Genomic DNA, 20009 nt, shown 5'->3' on the forward strand with positions numbered 1-20009 from the left:
CGTGAAGAATGAATTCGCGCGTTCCGGCGTCGTACCCCGGTCGGCAGTTTGGCGCGATTACATCACGATGCGATGCCCGCAGTCGAGCGCGTTCGGGAGGCCCGCCACGCGGTACGGGCCCGTTGCGGGCCGGTGTGTGCGCCGCGATGGAAAACGGCACGCGGGCCGGCACGATCGCCCGCCCGCGTGCCGTCGCGGCACCGCGCTGCCCGCCCCGCGTTACCGGCGCCGCACGACCATCAGCCGCGGCTCGGTCATGTCCTCGATCGCGTAGCGGATCCCTTCGCGGCCGAGGCCCGAGTCCTTCACGCCGCCGTACGGCATGTTGTCGACGCGGAACGACGGCACGTCGTTGATCACGACACCGCCGACCTCCAGCTCGTCCCACGCGCGCTGCGCATGCGTGAGCGAATCGGTGAACACGCCGGCCTGCAGCCCGAAGTCGCTGTCGTTCACGCGCGCGAGCGCGTCGTCGAACCGGTCGAATTTCTCGAGGATCGCGACGGGGCCGAACGCCTCCTTCCGGTACAGGTCCTGCTCATGCCCGACGTTTTCCAGCAGCGTCGCCTCGAACATCGCACCGTCGACCTTGCCGCCCGCGACGATCTTCGCGCCCGCCGCGACGGCCGCATCCATCCACCCCGACAGCCGGCTCGATTCGGACTCGGAGATCATCGGGCCGACGAACGTCGACGGATCCTTCGGATCGCCCATCTTCAGCGAACGCGTCTTCGCGATCAGCTTCTCGCGCAGCGCGTCGTACAGATCGGCATGCACGAGGATCCGCTGCACGCCGATGCAGCTCTGACCCGACTGGTAGTACGCGCCGAACGCAAGACGCTCGACCACGTAGTCGAGCCGGTCGTGCTGATCCGCATCGACGATCGCGGCAGCGTTGCCGCCGAGTTCCAGCACGACTTTTTTCTTGCCGGCCTTCTCCTTCAGCGCCCAGCCGACGGCCGGCGAGCCCGTGAACGACAGCAGCTTGAAACGCTCGTCGGTCGTGAAGAGATCGGCGCCGTCGCGATGCGCGGGCAGCACCGAGAACGCGCCCTTCGGCAGGTCGGTTTCCGCGAGCACCTCGCCGATGATCAGCGCGCCGATCGGCGTGCGGCTCGCGGGCTTCAGCACGAACGGACAGCCGGCCGCGAGCGCGGGCGCGACCTTGTGCGCGGCGAGGTTCAGCGGGAAGTTGAACGGCGAGATGAACGAGCACGGGCCGACCGGCACGCGCTTCGTGTAGCCCGTATAGCCCTGCGCACGCGCGGAGATCTCGAGGTTGATGATCTCGCCGTCGATGCGCACCGATTCCTCGGATGCCACGCGGAACGTGTCGATCAGCCGCGTCACTTCGCCCTTCGAATCGTTGATCGGCTTGCCGGCCTCGATGCACAGCGCTTCGGCCAGCTCGTCGAAGCGCTCGCGAAAGCGCGCGACGCAATGGTCGAGCACGGCCTGCCGCTTGAAGGCCGGCAGCTCGCGCATCGGCTTCGCGGCGTCGACCGCCGCGCCGATCGCCGCATCGATCGCCTTCGCGTCGGCCAGCGCGACGCGCGTCGCGACCTTGCCGCTGAACTTGTCCGTCACTTCCAGATCGGTGTTCGCGTAGACGGCCTCGTTGGCGAGGTAGTACGGATAGGTTTCCTTCAACATGGAACGACTCCTTCCTGTGAACGGTGAATTCAGAGTTGCGCCGACAGCCGCTTGATCTCGCGGTTCAGCACGCGCTCGTTGTCCGAATAGTCGATCGGCACGTCGATCACGTGCACGCCCGGCGACGAGAAGCACTCGCGCAGCAGCGGCTCGAGATCGTCGGCCGATTCGACGCGATGCCCGTGCGCGCCGTAGCTTTGCGCATACGACACGAAATCGGGGTTCTGCAGCGTCATCGCGAAATCGGGGAAATTCATGTTCTCCTGCTTCCAGCGGATCATCCCGAATGCATCGTCGCGCAGGATCATCACGACGATGTCGAGCTTCAGCCGCACGGCCGTTTCGAGCTCCTGCGAATTCATCATGAAGCCGCCGTCGCCGCACACGGCGATCACCTTGCGCTGCGGATGCACGATCTTCGTCGCGATCGCCGACGGCAGGCCCGCGCCCATCGATGCGAGCGCGTTGTCGAGCAACAGCGAGTTCGGCTCGTGCGCGCGCCAGTAGCGTGCGAACCAGATCTTGTACATCCCGTTGTCGAGACAGACGATCCCGTCGGCCGGCAGTGCGTTGTACAGGTCGTTGACGATGCGCACCGGGTATATCGGGAAGCGCGGGTCGTGCTGGCCCTTCTCCAGGTGCGCGTCGAAATGCTCCTTGATCATCGCGAAGCGCGCGAAATCCCAGTGCGGCTGCGGCGCGATCGCTTCCGTCATCTGCCACACCGCGTTCGCGATGTCGCCGACCACCTCGATCTGCGGGAAATAGACGGGGTCGACCTGCGCACCGAGGAAGTTCACGTGGATCACGGTCTTGTCGTCCGCGCGCATGAAGAACGGCGGCTTCTCGATCACGTCGTGGCCGACGTTGATGATGCAGTCCGCATGCTCGATCGCGCGGTGCACGAAGTCGCCGTCGGACAGCGTCGCATTGCCGAGCCACAGCGGGTGCGTCTCGTCGATCACACCCTTGCCCATCTGCGTCGTGAAGAACGGGATGCCCGTCTTGTCGACGAATTCGACGAGGATCTTGCGGGTCGTCTTGCGGTTGCCGCCCGCGCCGATCATCAGCAGCGGATGGCGCGCGGCCTGGATCGCGTCGACCGCGTGCGCGACCGCCTTCTCCTCGGCGATCGGCCTCCGGCTGTAGCTGCGCGGGATCGGCTTGCCGTCGCCTTCCTCGTGCGCGATGTCTTCCGGCAATTCGAGGTGCGCGGCGCCCGGGCGCTCTTCCTCCGCGCGGCGGAACGCCTCGCGCACGGCCGACGGGATGTTGCCGATCGACACGATCTGCCGCGTGAACTTCGTGAGCGGCTGCATCATGTCGACCACGTCGACGATCTGGAAGTGGCCCTGCTTGCTGGACTTGATCGGCTTCTGCCCGGTGATCATCAGCATCGGCATCCCGCCGAGCTGCGCATACGCGGCGGCCGTCACGAAGTTCGTCGCGCCGGGCCCGAGCGTCGCGAGACACACGCCGGTGCGGCCCGTCAGGCGGCCGTAGGTGGCGGCCATGAAGCCGGCCGCCTGCTCGTGCCGGGTCAGCACGAGCTTGATCTTCGATCGCCGCAGCGATTCGAGCAGATCGAGGTTTTCCTCGCCGGGAATGCCGAACACGTACTCGACACCTTCGGCTTCCAGCGCCTTCACGAACAGATCCGATGCTTTCATGGGGGACTCTCGGTTGATGCCGCCTGCCCGGCCTACGGACACGCGGCGTACATGACGCGCGCCGGCCTACGGCACGCGGACGCTTTACCTACTGGACACTGACCACGGCACTTCCCGCCGCGCAATGAGCGATGCGCGGCGGCGCCTCCGGATACCGGAGGACGAACGGACCCGCCCGTGCGCGACGGGCGCGCACGGGCGGCAAAGACGTGATTGATTGTAGACGGATTCGGAAAATTTCGACTTCGGCCGAATGGCCATTTGGCGCGCAAACGAAGCAGGCTGCCCTAATGTAGCGACTACGGAATAGCCCGATATACCTGTGAACCATGGTTGACATACTGCAATCAATGCCCTACAGTGCGCCTACGTTCAGCATCCGGACCACCGACGTCTTCGACGCATGGTTTGCCGGCCTGCAGGATCGCGTCGCGAAGCGCCGCATCCAGGCACGCATCGACCGCCTGTCGATGGGCAATCCGGGCGACTGGAAATCCGCCGGCTCGCCAGTCGTCGAAATGCGTATCGACCATGGCCCCGGTTATCGCGTCTACTACGTCCGGCGCGGAACGATCTGGGTCATCCTGCTCTGCGGCGGCGATAAATCGACGCAACAGGCCGACATACGCGCCGCGCACGCGATGCTTGCGCATCTCGACATGGAGTGATCGATGGACAAGATCAGCACCCGGCCGTGGGATTCGGCCGACCATCTGAAAACCGAAGACGACATGGCCGACTACTTCGAGGCCTGCCTGCAAGAGGCCGGCGACGATCCGGCCTTCATCGCGCACGCGCTCGGCGTGATCGCACGCGCCCGCGGCATGTCGCAGGTCGCGCGCGATGCGGGCCTGTCGCGCGAAGGGCTGTACAAGGCGCTGTCGCACGACGGCAACCCGAGCTTCGGCACGATCCTGAAGGTCATCAAGGCGCTCGGCCTGCAACTGCACGGCTCGAAAGCGCACGCGTGATGCGTGGGCGCGCGCCACCGCGCCGTCTGCGCGATGGCCGCGGCCGCATCAATGCAGCCACCCGGCCGCCCAGCGCGGCACCAGCGACACCAGATACAACCCGAGCCCGATCAGCCCGCCGACCAGCGTACCGTTGATGCAATGGATCGTCCGAATGGCATAGCGGACCCGTAAAGGCAACGCGCGCCCCTATACTCGTCGGGACGACAGAAACCGGCCGGCATGCATTGGCGATACCTGTCATCACGCGTTGACCTCACCCATTCCCAATCATTTAGGTTTCCTATTTGTCGTTTCACGCGGCGGCGCTTCGACGTACGCATCGTTGAAACCATTTCGCCCTTATTGACGTATTACGCCAAACGTAATACCATGCCCGTAATGATCAGATCGTTCCGATGCAAGGATACCCAGTTGCTGTTTGCTGGAGAATCGCCCAAGCGCTTCCGCACGATCGAAACCGTTGCCACCCGGAAACTGCAAATGGTCGCCGCTGCGAAAGAACTGCGCGATTTGCGGGCGCCTCCCGGCAACCGGCTCGAGGCGTTGCAAGGCGATCGGGGAGGCCAGCACAGCATCCGCATCAACGAGCAATGGCGGATCTGTTTCGAATGGAGCGACGATGGCCCCACCCAGGTCGAGATCGTCGACTATCACTGACTGGAGCCTCGCATGCTCAAGAATGGAATGCGCCCGATTCATCCGGGCGAGGTCCTGCGGGAAGAGTTCCTCGTTCCGCTGGAAATGAGCGTCAACGCACTGGCGCTCGCGTTGAACGTGCCGGCGACACGCTTGCACGAAATCGTCAAGGAACGGCGCGGCATCACGGCCGATACGGCTTACCGGCTTGCGCGCTACTTCGATACGTCGCCGGAATTCTGGTTGAACCTGCAAGCCGCTTACGATCTCAAGACACTGCCGACGCGCAGCGAGATCGACCGCAAGGTCGAACCGCGCGAGCGCACGCACGCGTAGGCACCGCGGCCGCCGTTCGCCGGCATGGCCGCGTCAGTGCAACCACCCGGCCGCCCAGCGCGGCACCAGCGACACCAGATACAGCCCGAGCCCGATCAGCCCGCCGACCAGCGTGCCGTTGATGCGGATGTACTGCAGATCCTTGCCGATGTTCAGCTCGATCTGCCGCGACATCTCGCGCGCATCCCAGTTGCGCACCGTGTCGCGGATGTGGCGCATCAGGAAATCGGCGAAATCCGGCGCCATCTCGTGCACGGCCTTCTCGATATGCTCGTTCAGCGACGCGCGCAGCGCCGGGCTCTCGGCGAGCCGCGCGCCGAGCCAGCCGCCGAGCGTCGCGGCCTGCCGGTGCAGCACCGAATCGGGGCGCGCGAGATCGGCCTTCAGCCACGCGCGCAACTGGTCCCACAAGTCGCGCGCGTATTCGTTGAACGCATCGCCGTCGCGAATGTAGCGCTTGATCTCCTCGCCCTTTTCGATGAACACGGGATCGTGCTTCAGCCGGACGGTCAGCCGCACGACCGTCCGGTCGAAGCGCTGCCGCAGCTCGTGCTCGGGATCCGCCGCCACGTCTTCCAGCACGCGGCTCACCGCGCTCGCGAGCATCCGCGCGCCGTTCTCGCCGAACCACTGCGTCGGCATGATCTTCTCGATTTTCGGATACTGCGTCTTCAGCCATTCGACGATGAATCCCGCGATCACCTCGCGGTTCTCCTCCTTGTCGAGCACGTCGACCACCTGTTCGATCGCATCGTCGAGCAACGCCTGGTGGCGGCCGTCCTTCGTCAGCGTGTCGAGGATCGCGCCGGCCGATTGCGACAGGTCGACCCGGTCGATCACCGCGCGGAACGCGTCGTGGACGAACGACTGGATCCGCGCGTCGTCGGTCATGTCGAGCGCGAAGCTCATCAGCTTCGTCACGTAGACGCCCAGCGCGTCGGTGTTCGCCGGCTCGCCGAGCCATGCGCCGAGTTTCTGCGCGGGATCGTGCTGGCGGATCTGTGCGGCGAGCGCATCGGGGCCGAGAAACTTCTCGCGCACGAACACCGCGAGGTTGTCGGCGATCTTGTCCTTGTTCTTCGGGATGATCTCGGTATGGCGCGACACGAACGGAATCGGCACGCGACGGAACAGCGCGACGACCGCGAACCAGTCGGCGAGCGCACCAACCATCGCGGCCTCGGCCACGGCCTTGACGCCGTCGACCCACGGGCCGCGCGGCAGCAGGATCGTCGTGACGAACACCGCGACTGCGGCCAGCAGCAGCCACAGCGCGCGGCGCTTGCTTCGTTTCAGTTCGAGGGCTTTGTCAGGCGTCATGGAGGACGGGCGGATCGGCGATGTCGCTAATATCCCCGATTTCGCCCCGGCCGACAAACGCGCGGCATGATGCGCGACGGGCCCGCGCGATCGCCGCCGCGCATCAGGTCACCCTCCGCTCGCGCAACCGTCCGGTAAGCGCGCGGCCGGCGACGTCATCGCCGACGCAATCCGTCCGCCGCGCCGGCCATGCTCGCCGCGCCTGCCGCCGCTACAGAAACGTTTTCAGGTTCACCGCCGGATCGGCGAGTTTCACCGGATCGGGCACCGCTCCTGCCGCGATCAGCCGGCGCGATGCGCCGATGTCGCGCCCCAGGTTCGCCGCGGCCACCGCGGCGATTCGGCCGTCGTCGCCCAGCCCGAACACCGTGAACGGCCCGCTCGCCGGATCGCCGCGCACGACGGTCGTGCATTCGCTGCCGAACAACCCGAGCATCTGCAGATTGCAGTCGTACTGATCGGACCATAGCCACGGCAGTTCGGCATAGGTCTCGTCCGCGCCGAGCAGGTTCGCGGCCGCAACGGCCGGCTGGTTTTCGGCAACCTGCCAAGATTCGATCCGCACGTGACGCCCGAGCAGCGGATTGAAATGCATCGTCACCTCGCCCGCCGCGAAGATCGCGGGATCGGCGGTGCGGCAGCCCGCGTCGACGCGTATCCCGTTGTCGACGTCGAGCCCGGCCGCCTGTGCAAGCTCGACATTGGGCACGACACCGATGCCGACCACGACGATATCGGCCGGCACATCGCCGCGATCGGTCTCGACGATCGCACCGCCGGACGGCGCACGTCGGATCGCACGCGGCAGCGTCGCCATCTGAAACACCACGCCACGCGCGTCGTGCAACTGACGCGCATACGCACCGACGACTTCCGGCAACGCACGCTGCAGCAATCGGGGTGCCGGATCGATCACCGTCACGTCGCAACCTAGCTGGCGCGCCGCAGCCGCGACCTCGAGGCCGATGAAACCGCCACCGAGCACCGCGACGCGGCGGCCCGGCGCGAGTCGCGTGCGCAACGCACGCGCATCGTCAACGGTGCGGACGTAATGCGGCTCGACGCCTTCGTCGATCGCACCGCCGAACGTGCGCACCCGCGAACCCGTCGCGAGCACGAGCCGCGCGTACGGCAGCGTCGTGCCGTCGTCGAGCTGCACGCGCTGCGCGTCGCGCCCGATCGCATCGACGCGCGTGCCGAGCCGCAGCTCGATACGCTGCGTGTCGTACCACGCCGCATCGCGCACGAACGCGCGCTGCTCGCCGCCGTCGCTCATCAGCGCATCCTTCGACAGCGCGGGCCGGTCGTATGGCAGCTCGCGCTCCGCGCCGATCATCACGATACGCGCGGCGGCATCGCGCTCGCGCAGCGCTTCGGCCGTGCGCCGGGCCGCGTGGCCCGCGCCGACGATTACGAACGGATCAGCCGACATTGACTTCCACCTGCCCGTCGACGATCCGGAGCGGATAGGTCCGCACCGGCTCCGTGATCGGCGCGCATTTCGGCGCGCCGGTGCGGATGTCGATCAGCCCCTGGTGCAGCGGGCATTCGACGCAACCGTCCTCCACATAACCTTCGGACAGCCGCGCATGGCCGTGCGTGCAAAGGTCGTGCATCGCGAACAGTTCGTCGCCGATCCGGAACACGGCGATCGGCTTCTGGCCGGCGACACGCGCCGCCGGTTCGTCTTCGGAGAATTCGTCGAAAGCGCCGAGCGGATGCCACTCGGCGAGCGTTGCTTCGGTCATGTCGGTTCCTTGCTTCGTCAGATCGGGGTGGCGAGCAGCGTCTGCACGCGCGACGTGTCGTAAATCACCCGCTTGGTCTTGTAGCGCAGCCCGTCGGGCGTGCGCACGACCGTGTCGTAGTACTTGCCGGCCTGGTACACGTTCGATTCGCCATTGCTGCGCGTCTGCACGACGACGTAGTTGCTCTCGGTGTCGATCTCGCCGTCGCGTTCGGCGACGATCGTCAGGCCCGACGTCATGTGCCGGTACGTGTGCTCCTCGAAAATGTTCGCGTGCCGCAGCGACACCACGCGATCGCGCAGCATCCGCTGGTTCGTGCAGTGGACGATCCCGACCGGCAGCCCGAGATCCGCGTTCTCCTTCGGCACGATCTCGTACGTGCAGTCCTCGGTGAACATTTCCGGCCAGTGTTCGAGCCGGTCGTTGTCGAGGTGCCCGATGTAGCGGTTCTGGAGCATGTAAATCTCGAACCACGTCTTCATGTCTTCCGTCATTTCTCGCTCCCGCTTCAATAGCCCATCAGCTTCTGGTAACCGACCCAGAACTTGCGGATCAGGCTTTCGGTGATCACCGTGTCCTGCTGGTCCGGATTGCCGCGCGACATCTCGATCACCGACGTCGCATCGCCGTCGCGCACCGTACCGCGCTGCACGAGTTCGGTCGCCTCCGTATCCTCCATCGAGATATAGCCGGCCGGCCCGACCAGGTTCGCCTGCTTGATGCGCAGCGCGCGCAGCTCGGGCGTGTCGTCCGCATAACCGAAGAAGTGGAAGATCAGCTCGAAGTTGTCGGGGCCCTTCGGCAGGATCTGCCGCGCGACCAGCGTGTTGTGGATCTGCTGGATCACGAGCTGCGGGAAGATCGGCTGGATATGGTTCGTGCAGTCCTCGTCGTATTCCGACACGAGATCGAGGATCGATTCGTCCTCGAGGTGGAAGCCCTCGTCGAACGAACGGATGTTCTGCTGCTTGTACGCGGCCGACGTGTCGTCGTTCGTCTTCGTCACCGTGATGATGCTGTGCAGCCCGTGGTTCGCGTCCGGAATCGAACGCGCCTTCATCCCGACGCGGAAGATATTGAAGGTCGTATGGAACAGGTGCAGCATGCTCGCGTGATACGGGTCCTTCACGTTCTCCATGTACAGCTTCCAGTTCGACTTCGAATACTGGCGCGTGCAGCCGAGATACTCGATCGGCTTGTGGAAGATCCGGTCGATCCACGGGCGCATCTGCTCGCCGAGATAGTCGGGCAGCGGCATCACTTCATCGCTGAAGGTGGCGAACACGAGCCCGCGATAGCTGTCGACGCGCAGCTTGCGCAGCCCGTGCTGCTTCGGGTCGAAATCAGCCGGCATCCCGGTCATCCCCTTCTGGCCGCGCCGGAACGGCACGCCGAGCAGGTTGCCCGTGTTGTCGAAGCTCCACTGGTGATAGACGCACGTGTGCGAGGTCGCGTTGCCGCGCGACTTGCGGCACACCTGCGCGCCGCGATGCGCGCAGCGGTTCACCCATGCGGCGAGCGTGCCGTCCTCGGCGCGCGTGACGACGACCGGCGTGTCGCCGACGAACGTGCTCTTGAAGTCGCCGGCGTTCGGGATTTCCGCTTCCAGCGCGACGAAGTTCCACGTCGGCCCGCGGAAGATGCGTTCCTGCTCGCGTTCGTAGACGGCCTGCGAGCTGAACACCTTGTACGGCACGCGCGAGCCGTCGTCGTGCGGAAAGCTCACGTCGGACGCGTCGCCGCGCGCGGCGAACACGACGGGCGATTCTGTCTGCTCCATGTCGGACTCCTTGTTGATCCGTTTCATTAATAAGATGGGGTCCATTTTTGAAAGGCTAATATTCGCCGTCTATCCGGAAAGTGCGATTGCGGCGGTGCAATATCCACTTTCGGCGGATTTCTGAGCTAGCATGGCGGCACACACGATGCCGCGTCCGATCGCGACCCATTCGTCGGATCGAAACGCGGCGTCCCCAATCAGGCTGAGGCCCATGTCCCCAATGTCGTTCGAGCCGCTCGCGCTGCGCGCGCACCGGCTGTTCGAATCCCGCGATCTCGACGAGACGCGCGAGCGGATCTCGCGCGTGATGCAGCCGCACGCGCTGCTGCCGAACGGCCGCGTGCACGGGGCGTCGCACATGGATTTCGTCAAGCTCGGCGGGCTCGGGATCGGCACGATCGCGTTCGGCGACGCGATGCGCGTACAGGTCGACGCGGTCGACGGCTATTACCTGCTGATGTTCTGCCTGTCCGGCCAGGCCGAGGTGCGCGCGATGGGGCGGCAGCTCGGCGTCGACGGCCAGACCGGCGTGCTGTGCGCGCCCGGCGAGCGCTTCGATGCGGTACTGTCCGCCGATTGCGAGCAGTTCGTGCTGCGCATCGACGCAGCGACCGTCGGCTCGCTGACCGGCGACCCGCGCGCGACGCTCGACCCCGTGCTGCACATCAGCGACGCCGCGCTCGCCGCATGGCGCCAGCAACTGATGCTCGTCGCGCGTTCGCCCGAACTGCTCGAACGCGCCAACGCGAACCCGCGCGTCGCGTCGCAGCTCGAGCACCTGCTGATCGACCTGCTGATCGAAGGCCACCCGCCGTCCGTGCTGCCCGCGTCGCACCGCGATCCGGCGCCGGGCTTCGTGCGGCGCGCGCAGGAGTTCGTGAACGCACATTACGCTCAGCCGCTGCAGCTTGCCGATATCGTCCGCGCCGCCAACGTGCCGGAGCGGACGCTGCGCGACGCGTTCCTGCAGTTCCGCGGGATGAGCCCCATGCAATACCTGCGCGCGACGCGGCTCGACCATGCACGCGAGCTGCTGCGCGGCGCGGCGTCCGACCGGCGGATTGCGGATGTCGCGCTCGATTGCGGGTTCACGCACCTTGGCCGGTTCGCGATCGCGTACCGGGAGAAGTTCGGGGAATCGCCGTCGGAGACGCTCGACGGGAAGCGCTGACAATGAGTCCGCCGGTGCACGCGGCAGCTTGCGCAACCGGCAACGGCATCACGCGAGACGGCATGACATCGCGATACCCTCTCCGCATTCGACGGCACATGCCGAAACAGACCGTTAGTTGCGACTTATAAAACCAGCGACGGCGGTTACGCCGCCGGCACGATCATCTCCCGCGCGATCGCGCAGAACGCGGCTGTCGCAGCGCTTTCGCCGTGCAGCCGGCGGCTCATGATGATCGGCGACGTTGCGGCCGGTTCCGGCAGCCGCCGGTAGACGACACCCCTCACGCGCACGCCCTCCACGCTCTCCGGCACCAGCGATACGCCGACCTGCGCGGCGACGAGCCCGAGCGCCGTCTGCAATTCGCGCACCTCATGGACGGCCGCCGGCACCAGCCCGCCGTCGCGCAATGCGGATAACTGCTGGTCGGCGAAGCTCGGCCGCGGCGTGCTCGGATAGACGATCAGCGTCTCGTTCGCGATATCCGCGAGCGCGAGCGGCCGGTCGGGATCGGCGAGCGGATGCCCGACCGGCAGCGCCGCGATCAGCTTTTCCTCGATCAGCGCCTCGCGCACGACCTGGTCGTCGTCGAAACGCAGGCGGCCGAACCCGACGTCGATCCGCCCGCCCTTCAGCGCGCCGAGCTGCTCCAGCGTGAACATTTCGATCAGCGACAGCTCGACGTCCGGCTGCGCCTCGCGAAACGCGCGGATCACGTCTGGCAGCGCGCCGTACAGCGTCGACGGCACGAAGCCGATCACGATCCGCTCCGACAGTTGCGCGAGCCGCCGCGTCAGCGGGCCGAGCTCGTCGGCCTGGTCGACGAGGCGCTTCGCCTGCGCATAGAACACGCGCCCGGCGTCCGTCAGCTTCAGCGGCCGCGCACCGCGCTCGAACAGCGGCAGCCCGATCTCGTCCTCGATCGCCTGGAGCTGACGGCTCAGCGGCGGCTGCGTCATGTGCAGCCGCTCGGCGGCCCGCGTGATGTTCATTTCCTCGGCGACGGCGATGAAGTAGCGGAGCTGGCGCAATTCCATTTCATGCCTCAAAGGTATGGAAGTAGTCGGAAAGAGTGTTGGACGACGCGGGGCGGGAATTCCTACCATGTGCACCAACAGGAGGAATCGCATGATAGCAACTGCCGCCACCATCGAACGCATCGAGACATTGCTCGTCGACGTGCCGACGATCAGGCCCCACAAATTGTCGGTCGCCACGATGAATTGCCAGACCCTCGTGCTGGTCCGAATTCGATGCACGGACGGTATCGAAGGCGTCGGCGAGGCGACGACCATCGGCGGCCTCGCGTACGGCGAGGAGAGCCCCGAAAGCATCAAGGTCAACATCGACACCTACTTCGCGCCGCTGCTGCAGGGCATGGACGCGACACGCCCGGGCGCCGCGATGGCGCGGGCGCGCAAGCTGTTCCAGGGCAACCGTTTCGCGAAGTGCGCGATCGAGACCGCGCTGTTCGACGCGCAGGCGCAGCGTCTCGGCGTGCCGCTGTCCGAGCTGTTCGGCGGCCGCAGGACCGATGCGGTGGACGTCGCCTGGACGCTCGCGAGCGGCGACACGCAGCGCGACATCGCGGAAGCCGAGGCGATGCTCGACGCACGCCGCCATCGTGCATTCAAGCTGAAGATCGGCTCGAACACGGTCGCGGACGACGTCGCCCACGTGGTCGCGATCAAGCGCGCGCTCGGCGAGCGCGGCGACGTGCGGGTCGACGTGAACCAGGCGTGGAGCGAAACCGACGCGATCTGGGCCGGCGCGCGGCTCGCGGACGCCGGCGTGAGCCTGGTCGAGCAGCCGATCGCCGCGACCAACCGCGCGGGGCTGAAACGCCTCACGCAGCTCGCGCAGGTGCCGATCATGGCCGACGAGGCGCTGCACGGCCCCGTCGATGCGTTCGCGCTCGCGCAGGATCGCGCGGCCGACGTGTTCGCGGTGAAGATCGCGCAATCGGGCGGCCTGCAGGGCGCGGCGAGCGTCGCGTCGATCGCGGCGGCGGCCGGCATCGAACTGTACGGCGGCACGATGCTCGAAGGCGCGGCCGGCACGATGGCGTCCGCGCAACTGTTCAGCACGTTCGACTCGCTGAAATGGGGCACCGAACTGTTCGGCCCGCTGCTGCTCACCGAGGAAATCCTCGTCGAGCCGCTGCGCTACCAGGATTTCAAGCTGCACCTGCCGGCGACGCCCGGCCTCGGCATCACCTTCGACTGGGCCCGCATCGAACGGATGCGACGCGGCGCCCGCTGATCCCCACACGACAACCGAAACCGGAGACACAGATGAACAAGCAAGCCATCGACGCACTGCTGAAGACCTTCGACGACGCCGCCGAGAAACCCGGCAACCCGCGCGTGCGCGCGATCGTCAACCGGATCGTGAAGGACATCTGCTACACGATCGAGGACTTCGACGTGCAGCCGAGCGAGTTCTGGACGGCCCTCAACTACCTGAACGAAGCCGGCCGCGAATTCGGGCTGATCGCCGCGGGCCTCGGCCTCGAGCGCTTCCTCGACGTGCGGATGGACGAGGCCGAGGAAAAGGCCGGCATCCAGGGCGGCACGCCGCGCACGATCGAAGGGCCGCTGTATGTAGCGGGTGCACCGGAATCGGTCGGCCATGCGCGTCTCGACGACGGCACCGACCCGGGCCAGACGCTCATCATGCGCGGCCAGGTGCTCGGCAACGATGGCGCGCCGCTCGCGAATGCGCTGGTCGAGGTATGGCACGCGAACCATCTCGGCAATTATTCGTACTTCGATCAATCGCAGCCCGCGTTCAACCTGCGCCGCTCGATCCGCACCGATGCCGAAGGCCGCTACAGCTTCCGCAGCGTGCTGCCGGTCGGCTACAGCGTGCCGCCGGGCAGCAAGACCGAGCAGCTGCTCGACCAGCTCGGCCGCCACGGCCATCGTCCGGCGCACATTCACTTCTTCGTTTCGGCGGACGGTTATCGTAAGCTGACGACGCAGATCAACATCGAAGGCGATCCGCACATCTGGGACGACTTCGCATTCGCGACCCGCGAAGGGCTGATCCCGAAGGTCAAGCAGGCCGAGGGCGCGGAAGGCAAGCCGTATGGTGTCGACGGGCAGTTCGCGCTGATCGACTTCGATTTCTCGCTGCTCAAGGAAAAGCAGGACGTGCCGGCGAGCGAAGTCGAGCGTGCCCGCGCGCAAGCCTGAGCGGCCTTTCCGTTCGACGAATCGATAACGCAAGGAGTGCAGGATGCTGTTTCATGTGGAAATGACGGTCCGTCTGCCGGCGGACATGGATCCGGTCAAGGCGGCGACGCTGAAGGCGGAAGAAAAGGCGATGTGCCAGCGGCTGATGAACGAAGGGATCTGGCGACATCTGTGGCGGATCGCGGGGCGCTATGCGAACGTCAGCATTTTTGATGTCGAGAGCGTGCAGCAACTGCATGATCTGCTCAGCCAGTTGCCGCTGTTTCCGTATATGGAGCTCGAGGTCCGGGCGCTGTGCCGGCATCCGTCTTCGGTTCGGGAAGACGATCGGTAATTCCCCAGCGGCCCATGCTGCCGGTTACCCGGCACATGGGCCCGCGCGGGGACTGAAACGCCCTGCGTTTGCACGCGATATCAGCTCTCTATCGCCGTCTCCGCAGCTTATCTAGAAGACGCTGACTTCGTGACTTCTCCTGCCACCTGTAGCCCGTTCAGCGACAGATCCATTCGGAGCGGCTTATCCGGATCGAGCTTCTTTTTCTCAATCACCCGCTTCCAGTCTCCTGACGCTCCGGGGGCGCGGTACAACGCAACGATCGCCACGTACTTCGTCTCTCGTTGCATGGGCTGCGACAAACTCGACGACGCGCCAGGATTCACAACCGCCGACATGTCTGCCTGCAGATCCGGCGCGAGAACAGTCCGATCGCTCTTCAACAGGTCCTCGTACGTTGCTTCATCGAATATCTTGCGATCCTTAAGCTGATACACGCGAACCGCTACCGACGTCGCTCGCCCCGCCTCGTCCGGATTCAGTGCAGCCCGTGCCGTGAGATCGACATTCAGCACCTTCACCTGCTTGAAAAACACCGCACGATAGGCATTCGATGATGCATCCGAGACGGACTGCCAGGCACCGCAGCCCGACAGAAGCAACGCTGCGGCAACGGTCGCCGCGCTCATTCGATTGAACATGAAGACTCCGGAATCAGATCGTGCGTGGCACGGGATGCGAGTTCGATTGAGGTGTCGGAAATGCCTCGTAGATACCGAGCGCGATATCGATCAAGCGCGCGTCCCCGGAGGGCAACACCGTGGTCCAGCCGAGACGCGGCGCAGGATCTGCACGCCCTGCCCCGACAACCGGACTCGGAACGAAACGGGACGACACTTCCATTCGCAAATGCACATCGGCTTTCACGCCGACATACAACCGAATGAACGCCATCAACTCGCGGTGCAACGACGCGCCCGGCAACAAATCATGCGCCTGGTGCACATCGTCAGGCCGCAGCGTCACACGCACCGCACGGCTGCGATACGCGATGCGCCTGCCGAGCACGTAACCCCCGCCGAGACCGACACGCCGGTCGTCCCGTGAAGCTGCAATCGCCGGGCGTGTCGACGTCAGCGGCCTCGGCTGGCCCGCACTTGTCGTCACCGCCCAGAACTCGTCGACGCGGACGCCGACGCGCGGCGCGGCAAGCGCAATGACGCCGGCCAGCCCTTCGGATGTTCGCGTGCGCTGAATCAGGAGACCGAGCAGCGCCAGCATTCGCGACGCCGGCAAACCGGCGCGCGCGGGCTTGTCGCCCCATCCGAACCCTGCCAGACACAACAGGCTCCGGGAATAATCGTCGACGCCACCGGTCTGAAAACGCTCGGGATAGCGGTATTTCTTCCATGTGCGGTACAGCAGCGTCGCGATGCGATGATTGAACGGGTCGAGAAACGCCTCGACCGCTTCATGTCCCTCTTCGCGCAGCGCGATCTCGTCGACCGTATGCGACGGCATCGCCGCATCGACCCCGTACAGCCCCATGAACGTCGTGCGGATGGTCGGCGGCGCATCGCCATCCTCGTCGTCGCTCTCGACCGCCGCCATCTCGCCGGCCGGAAAGCCCAAACGAGGACGCGGCCGGAATCGCACCGGCTCGTGTTCCGGCGTGTCGCGCGTGCCGAATCCGGGCGTGTCGGGATCACAGGCTTCCAGCAGTCGACAGAACTGCATGAAGCTCATCTTCGGTGCACGCGCCAGCAGGCTCCCGACAATTGCCGGAAGCGCTTGTGCATCGGTCGCTTCGACGCCAACCCGATTGAATGACCGCCTCATAGTGCCGCCCTCTGCACCTTGCCGCGGGGCCACTCGGTCCGAAGCTGGGACGGCAGGCTGACGATCGCCAGCTTAGTAAAGAGGTTGATCTCCGCATATGCCTCGAAGAACCGATGCAGCAATTCCCCGAACAGCATCACGTCGCCTTCGCCGGAAAACGCGTGCGAGTCGAGCGTGATCTCGATCAGCGCGCCTCGCTCGACCGCACCGCCCGACACCTCTTCGATCAACTCCTGCGACACATGCAGAATGCCCGCGAGCCGTCGACGGTTCAGCTCGTCGCTGGTCCAGTCGTAAAGCGCCAGGGCGCCGCGCAATACTTCCGCGTTCATCATCGAAAGGAAGTTCGGCGCCAGATGCGACAACACGCGCCACTGAAAGCGATCCTCCGTCGGCGGATACAGCGGCAACGTCGGCGACACGAGATTACGCACGCCGGCAACGCTTTGCGTGCTGACCGCGATCTCGTTGAGACTTGCCTCGCGCAAACCCTTGCGCGGCAGCATTCCGTTCGTGCCGGTCACGCGCAAGGACAGGCTCTCCTCGGGAAGCGTATCCATCGTTTCCCACGCATGGCCGCCGAGAATCACCCAGGTTTCGTGCAACCCCGACACGCCGGGACGCACGCGCGTATGGAAATAGCGCTCGGGGGCCTCGTGCCGCAGCATGCCGCCGCGATGACGGAACGTGGCGAACGGCACGTATTCGTATCGTTCGGCCGTATCGTGGTCGAATGTCGCGATCGCATCGACCGAATACGTTTCGACATGCTCGCCCTGATGGCCGGCCGGCACGACGCGATATTCGGTTTCGTGATGATCGATCTCGATCGGCTCGGCATCGAGTTCGAACAGGTTGATGACCGGCGTGCAGAACAGCCGCACGTTCTCAGCGCTGAATCGCTGGTCCGACGGATACGCGTGCTTCAGCACGATTTCGAGTTCGAAGCGGGTCGCACCTTCCGGAAGCTTCGCGACATCGAGTCCGCACAGGTCGACGAACAGGAACTTCTCGCGAAACGTGAAGTACTCGAGCAGAAGCTGATACCCGGAAAACGCAGCATCGGCCTTGGGCCACAATCGCTCTTCCGTCGAGAAGCCCGCGGGCTCGATCGTGACACCCGTGAGCGGCACCGGTTCGCCGTCGCGAATTTCCGGGATGCGCCAGTGGATCGCGTCGACCTGCCTTGTGAGCGCGAGATGCATCGCGAATGCGGTCGGAAGATCCGCGTTCAGATGCACACGCAGGCGCGACAGGTTCGTTTCGTTGCGCAGTGCGGATCCCTCCAACGCGAAGCCGATCCTGATCACCGAACGGCCGTCATGGCGCACGGCCGGACCGGCGTGGGTAATCGTAACCGGCTGAAGCGCGACGGGTTGTGTGGTCCGGTACAAGCACTGGATCGTTCGCGGCGCCGAACCTTCGACACCGCCGGGCGACGGGATATTGATCGGTGCCGACCTGACGGGTGCGCCGGCCGGCACCACCTCGGTCTTCTGCAGTTTCTCCGCGAACGGCATCAACTCCACGATCGACAGCGACGGAATCATCCGCAGATAGTGCGGCCACAACAGGCTGACGAGTCCCTCGGTCAGTTCGGGCAATTCGTCGTCGAGTTTTTGTCGGAGCCGGCCGGTCAGGAACGCGAAACCCTCGAAGAGCCGCTCAACGTAAGGATCGCGATCACCTACGCGATCGAGATTGAGCAGGCGCGCACGATCGGGGTGTGCCTTCGCGAACTCCTTGCCGGATTCGCGCAAATAGCGCATTTCCGCTTCGTAGTAGCGCAAGATGGAATCGTTGTTGTCCATGAGAATCCGTTACGAAAGGGTCAAGGCGCGAGCGGGATCGAGCACAGTGAGTTCGGCCTGCAGTTCAGCAACACGACGCATGAGCGCCGGCTTGTCGGCATCTTTGCGGCTGCTCATCGTTTTCAATGCCTTGACGAGTTGTTGCTTGACTTCGAACGTCAGCGCAGGCTCCCAGCGCATCAGCGGCAGCGACCGGGACGACGCGTCGAGCTCGGCAAGCAGCGCGAGCGCAGCGTCGGGACGGCCGGCATGATCGGCCAATCGGGCCATTACGAGCCGCTGCAGGTAGCGATGCCGATCGGTTTTCATGCCGGGTAGCGCTTCGAGCCATGCGAAGGCCGTCTCGATGCCTTCGCGCGCGGCCAGTTCGCGGGCCTGAGTCTCGATCTCGGGCCAATCGCCGGCGGCGTCGCCGTCGCTATCCGCGGAGACCGACAGCGGCGCCACCGTCTCGCCCGCCTCCAGGTCGCGCACGACCGCGTGCCGGGCGATCCATTCGAGCGTCGTGTCGTCGGAGAATGGCGTGCCGTCGCTGAATGCCAGTCGTTCGATGCCCGGCAACCGTTCGAGAAACAGCGCAAAGTCGGCGCGCAGCAGTTCGCGCCACGCGCTGTACGGCGTGCCGACGTGATCGAGCGCGACATGCTGGAAGTACTGCAGATCGAACCACAGGTGATTCACACCTTCCATGAACGCGCCCTCGACACGCTCCAGCAACTCGTGCCAGTGCTTCTGCAGCACAAGGCGCTTCATCTGCTGGCGCAACTCGGCACGCGGCGGCGCCAGACGCGTATGCGATGCGGCATCCGCTGGCGGCACGTCATGCAAGGTGTCCCATCGAACGCTGCGCACGAGGCGCACCGACGGCAAATAGCCGTTTTCCTGATCCCGCAGCCACGTCGACATCGAACGTGCCTGATCGAGCAGGTCGCGCGCCGACGCGATCGCCCCGCTCGACGCGGGAACCGAAGCGATCTTTTGTGACGGGACCACGCCCGAATTCGCACCGCGAGCTGGTTCCTCCTTGCGCTCGAAACGGGTAACCAGCGGCTGCAGATTCGGCCGCGCGGCTTCCGGCCAGTTCCCCGTTTGTTCGACGAGCACGTCGAGCGCAGCAAGCGCACGTTCGAGATCGGCCGGCGCAAAGTCGCCGCGACTGTCCAGCGTCTCGATCATGCGCGACGTCGCCAGCATTTCCATCGCCGCCCGCTTCGCTTCGGCCCGCGCGGGCAGCACTGCGTCGCCGAACCGGTCGACTAGCGAAGCAGCCAGTTCGAGTCCGTCGGCAAAGCCGGCCGGACCGTCCTGCCGCAACCTCGCAAACGTGTAGTAGCCGACCAGACGCAGATCCTTTCCAGTTTCCTTGAGCAATTGCTCGCAGGTGCGGACGATCAGTCCGTCGTCGATTCCCGACAGCTTGTTTGCCTCGTCCTTCAGTTCGAAGAACGCATCCTCGTAGCCGGGATCGCGGCCGCATGCTTGCTCCCCGGGTATCGGAACCAGCCATGCTGCCCAGGTGGTCTGTCGGGATTCCTGCAGCGAATCGACGCGAGGACCGCCGACGAGTGTCTTTACGAAATTGGCAAGCGTCATGGCAGGT

The 20009-nt window shown here is 65.3% G+C and carries 21 protein-coding genes; 8 read left to right on the forward strand and 13 right to left on the reverse strand.

Going from position 1 to position 20009, the window contains the following annotated elements; all coding sequences use genetic code 11:
* Positions 1-219 precede the first annotated feature (219 nt).
* Together ABD05_RS17690 and ABD05_RS17695 are read right to left on the reverse strand one after the other, a co-directional pair.
* The gene (locus ABD05_RS17690; protein ID WP_047901475.1) at positions 220-1653 is read right to left on the reverse strand and encodes an aldehyde dehydrogenase family protein; all 1434 of its coding nucleotides are present in this window, start codon (positions 1651-1653) and stop codon (positions 220-222) included.
* Positions 1654-1682: 29 nt separating this feature from the next.
* Positions 1683-3323, reverse strand: coding sequence for an acetolactate synthase large subunit (locus tag ABD05_RS17695; protein WP_047901476.1), 1641 nt, complete (start codon positions 3321-3323; stop codon positions 1683-1685).
* Between the two features lie 350 nt (positions 3324-3673).
* Between ABD05_RS17695 and ABD05_RS17700 the strand changes: the two genes are divergently transcribed.
* Both ABD05_RS17700 and ABD05_RS17705 read left to right on the forward strand, forming a co-directional pair.
* Positions 3674-3991: a type II toxin-antitoxin system RelE/ParE family toxin gene (locus tag ABD05_RS17700; protein ID WP_096474909.1), complete on the forward strand. Its 318-nt coding sequence runs from the start codon at positions 3674-3676 to the stop codon at positions 3989-3991.
* 3 nt (positions 3992-3994) lie between these two features.
* Positions 3995-4294 carry an addiction module antidote protein gene (locus ABD05_RS17705; RefSeq protein WP_039344756.1) on the forward strand — a complete coding sequence of 100 codons (300 nt, stop codon included), beginning with the start codon at positions 3995-3997 and terminating at the stop codon, positions 4292-4294.
* A gap of 48 nt (positions 4295-4342) precedes the next feature.
* Here the strand turns inward: ABD05_RS17705 and ABD05_RS39300 are convergent, their stop codons facing one another.
* The gene (locus ABD05_RS39300) at positions 4343-4474 is read right to left on the reverse strand and encodes a hypothetical protein (RefSeq protein WP_261309909.1); all 132 of its coding nucleotides are present in this window, start codon (positions 4472-4474) and stop codon (positions 4343-4345) included.
* Between the two features lie 201 nt (positions 4475-4675).
* On the opposite strand from ABD05_RS39300, the gene ABD05_RS17710 reads away from it, so the two are divergent.
* Complete coding sequence (locus tag ABD05_RS17710; protein WP_047901478.1) at positions 4676-4954, forward strand: type II toxin-antitoxin system RelE/ParE family toxin; 279 nt, start codon at positions 4676-4678, stop codon at positions 4952-4954.
* Between the two features lie 12 nt (positions 4955-4966).
* Entirely contained in the window at positions 4967-5269 is a 303-nt protein-coding gene (locus ABD05_RS17715) for a HigA family addiction module antitoxin (RefSeq protein ID WP_047901479.1), read from the forward strand.
* 33 nt (positions 5270-5302) lie between these two features.
* On the opposite strand, the gene ABD05_RS17720 is transcribed toward ABD05_RS17715, so the two are convergent.
* The 5 genes from ABD05_RS17720 to andAc form a co-directional block, all read right to left on the reverse strand.
* Positions 5303-6589 (reverse strand): DUF445 domain-containing protein, encoded by a 1287-nt coding sequence (locus tag ABD05_RS17720; protein ID WP_047901480.1) that lies wholly within the window; start codon positions 6587-6589, stop codon positions 5303-5305.
* A 211-nt stretch (positions 6590-6800) separates the two neighbouring features.
* Positions 6801-8021, reverse strand: a complete 1221-nt coding sequence (gene andAa, locus ABD05_RS17725; protein ID WP_047901481.1) for an anthranilate 1,2-dioxygenase system ferredoxin--NAD(+) reductase — start codon at positions 8019-8021, stop codon at positions 6801-6803.
* Entirely contained in the window at positions 8011-8337 is a 327-nt protein-coding gene (gene andAb / locus ABD05_RS17730; RefSeq protein ID WP_034185113.1) for an anthranilate 1,2-dioxygenase ferredoxin subunit AndAb, read from the reverse strand. The genes andAa and andAb overlap by 11 nt, the downstream gene beginning before the upstream one ends.
* Positions 8338-8354: 17 nt before the next feature.
* A complete protein-coding gene (andAd, locus tag ABD05_RS17735) occupies positions 8355-8831 on the reverse strand; it encodes an anthranilate 1,2-dioxygenase small subunit AndAd (RefSeq protein ID WP_014900133.1) in 477 nt (158 codons plus the stop codon).
* 14 nt (positions 8832-8845) lie between these two features.
* On the reverse strand, positions 8846-10117 hold the full coding sequence (andAc, locus tag ABD05_RS17740) for an anthranilate 1,2-dioxygenase large subunit AndAc (RefSeq protein ID WP_047903620.1): 1272 nt from the start codon (positions 10115-10117) through the stop codon (positions 8846-8848).
* Positions 10118-10328: 211 nt separating this feature from the next.
* On the opposite strand from andAc, the gene andR reads away from it, so the two are divergent.
* Positions 10329-11288 (forward strand): anthranilate 1,2-dioxygenase regulatory protein AndR, encoded by a 960-nt coding sequence (gene andR, locus ABD05_RS17745; RefSeq protein ID WP_047901482.1) that lies wholly within the window; start codon positions 10329-10331, stop codon positions 11286-11288.
* Positions 11289-11434: 146 nt separating this feature from the next.
* Here andR and ABD05_RS17750 read toward each other — a convergent pair whose 3' ends face one another.
* Positions 11435-12325, reverse strand: a complete 891-nt coding sequence (locus ABD05_RS17750; protein ID WP_047901483.1) for a LysR family transcriptional regulator — start codon at positions 12323-12325, stop codon at positions 11435-11437.
* A gap of 91 nt (positions 12326-12416) precedes the next feature.
* On the opposite strand from ABD05_RS17750, the gene ABD05_RS17755 reads away from it, so the two are divergent.
* Genes ABD05_RS17755 through catC form a run of 3 tightly spaced genes read left to right on the forward strand, consistent with a single transcriptional unit; the run spans position 12417 to position 14819 of the window.
* Positions 12417-13550 carry a muconate/chloromuconate family cycloisomerase gene (locus ABD05_RS17755; protein WP_047901484.1) on the forward strand — a complete coding sequence of 378 codons (1134 nt, stop codon included), beginning with the start codon at positions 12417-12419 and terminating at the stop codon, positions 13548-13550.
* A 32-nt stretch (positions 13551-13582) separates the two neighbouring features.
* On the forward strand, positions 13583-14485 hold the full coding sequence (gene catA / locus ABD05_RS17760) for a catechol 1,2-dioxygenase (protein ID WP_047901485.1): 903 nt from the start codon (positions 13583-13585) through the stop codon (positions 14483-14485).
* Between the two features lie 43 nt (positions 14486-14528).
* Positions 14529-14819, forward strand: coding sequence for a muconolactone Delta-isomerase (catC, locus tag ABD05_RS17765; RefSeq protein ID WP_034185107.1), 291 nt, complete (start codon positions 14529-14531; stop codon positions 14817-14819).
* A gap of 107 nt (positions 14820-14926) precedes the next feature.
* On the opposite strand, the gene tssJ is transcribed toward catC, so the two are convergent.
* The 4 genes from tssJ to tssA all read right to left on the reverse strand — a co-directional run bounded on the left by tssJ (position 14927) and on the right by tssA (position 20002).
* On the reverse strand, positions 14927-15460 hold the full coding sequence (tssJ, locus tag ABD05_RS17770) for a type VI secretion system lipoprotein TssJ (protein WP_047901486.1): 534 nt from the start codon (positions 15458-15460) through the stop codon (positions 14927-14929).
* 13 nt (positions 15461-15473) lie between these two features.
* Positions 15474-16496 carry a type VI secretion system baseplate subunit TssG gene (tssG, locus tag ABD05_RS17775; protein WP_420796370.1) on the reverse strand — a complete coding sequence of 341 codons (1023 nt, stop codon included), beginning with the start codon at positions 16494-16496 and terminating at the stop codon, positions 15474-15476.
* Between the two features lie 98 nt (positions 16497-16594).
* Complete coding sequence (tssF, locus tag ABD05_RS17780) at positions 16595-18409, reverse strand: type VI secretion system baseplate subunit TssF (RefSeq protein WP_047901488.1); 1815 nt, start codon at positions 18407-18409, stop codon at positions 16595-16597.
* 9 nt (positions 18410-18418) lie between these two features.
* Positions 18419-20002 carry a type VI secretion system protein TssA gene (gene tssA, locus ABD05_RS17785; RefSeq protein ID WP_047901489.1) on the reverse strand — a complete coding sequence of 528 codons (1584 nt, stop codon included), beginning with the start codon at positions 20000-20002 and terminating at the stop codon, positions 18419-18421.
* Between the last annotated feature and the right edge of the window lie 7 nt (positions 20003-20009).

Origin of the sequence: Burkholderia pyrrocinia (assembly GCF_001028665.1) — a bacterium.
Classification (GTDB): Bacteria; Pseudomonadota; Gammaproteobacteria; order Burkholderiales; family Burkholderiaceae; genus Burkholderia; species Burkholderia pyrrocinia.

Coding starts and splice junctions, on each gene's coding strand:
- ABD05_RS17690 (WP_047901475.1), bottom strand. CDS start 1,653: ATGTTGAAGGAAACCTATCCGTACTACCTCGCCAACGAGGCCGTCTAC.
- ABD05_RS17695 (WP_047901476.1), bottom strand. CDS start 3,323: ATGAAAGCATCGGATCTGTTCGTGAAGGCGCTGGAAGCCGAAGGTGTC.
- ABD05_RS17700 (WP_096474909.1), top strand. CDS start 3,674: ATGCCCTACAGTGCGCCTACGTTCAGCATCCGGACCACCGACGTCTTC.
- ABD05_RS17705 (WP_039344756.1), top strand. CDS start 3,995: ATGGACAAGATCAGCACCCGGCCGTGGGATTCGGCCGACCATCTGAAA.
- ABD05_RS17710 (WP_047901478.1), top strand. CDS start 4,676: ATGATCAGATCGTTCCGATGCAAGGATACCCAGTTGCTGTTTGCTGGA.
- ABD05_RS17715 (WP_047901479.1), top strand. CDS start 4,967: ATGCTCAAGAATGGAATGCGCCCGATTCATCCGGGCGAGGTCCTGCGG.
- ABD05_RS17720 (WP_047901480.1), bottom strand. CDS start 6,589: ATGACGCCTGACAAAGCCCTCGAACTGAAACGAAGCAAGCGCCGCGCG.
- andAa (WP_047901481.1), bottom strand. CDS start 8,021: ATGTCGGCTGATCCGTTCGTAATCGTCGGCGCGGGCCACGCGGCCCGG.
- andAb (WP_034185113.1), bottom strand. CDS start 8,337: ATGACCGAAGCAACGCTCGCCGAGTGGCATCCGCTCGGCGCTTTCGAC.
- andAd (WP_014900133.1), bottom strand. CDS start 8,831: ATGACGGAAGACATGAAGACGTGGTTCGAGATTTACATGCTCCAGAAC.
- andAc (WP_047903620.1), bottom strand. CDS start 10,117: ATGGAGCAGACAGAATCGCCCGTCGTGTTCGCCGCGCGCGGCGACGCG.
- andR (WP_047901482.1), top strand. CDS start 10,329: ATGTCCCCAATGTCGTTCGAGCCGCTCGCGCTGCGCGCGCACCGGCTG.
- ABD05_RS17750 (WP_047901483.1), bottom strand. CDS start 12,325: ATGGAATTGCGCCAGCTCCGCTACTTCATCGCCGTCGCCGAGGAAATG.
- ABD05_RS17755 (WP_047901484.1), top strand. CDS start 12,417: ATGATAGCAACTGCCGCCACCATCGAACGCATCGAGACATTGCTCGTC.
- catA (WP_047901485.1), top strand. CDS start 13,583: ATGAACAAGCAAGCCATCGACGCACTGCTGAAGACCTTCGACGACGCC.
- catC (WP_034185107.1), top strand. CDS start 14,529: ATGCTGTTTCATGTGGAAATGACGGTCCGTCTGCCGGCGGACATGGAT.
- tssJ (WP_047901486.1), bottom strand. CDS start 15,460: ATGTTCAATCGAATGAGCGCGGCGACCGTTGCCGCAGCGTTGCTTCTG.
- tssG (WP_420796370.1), bottom strand. CDS start 16,496: ATGCAGTTCTGTCGACTGCTGGAAGCCTGTGATCCCGACACGCCCGGA.
- tssF (WP_047901488.1), bottom strand. CDS start 18,409: ATGGACAACAACGATTCCATCTTGCGCTACTACGAAGCGGAAATGCGC.
- tssA (WP_047901489.1), bottom strand. CDS start 20,002: ATGACGCTTGCCAATTTCGTAAAGACACTCGTCGGCGGTCCTCGCGTC.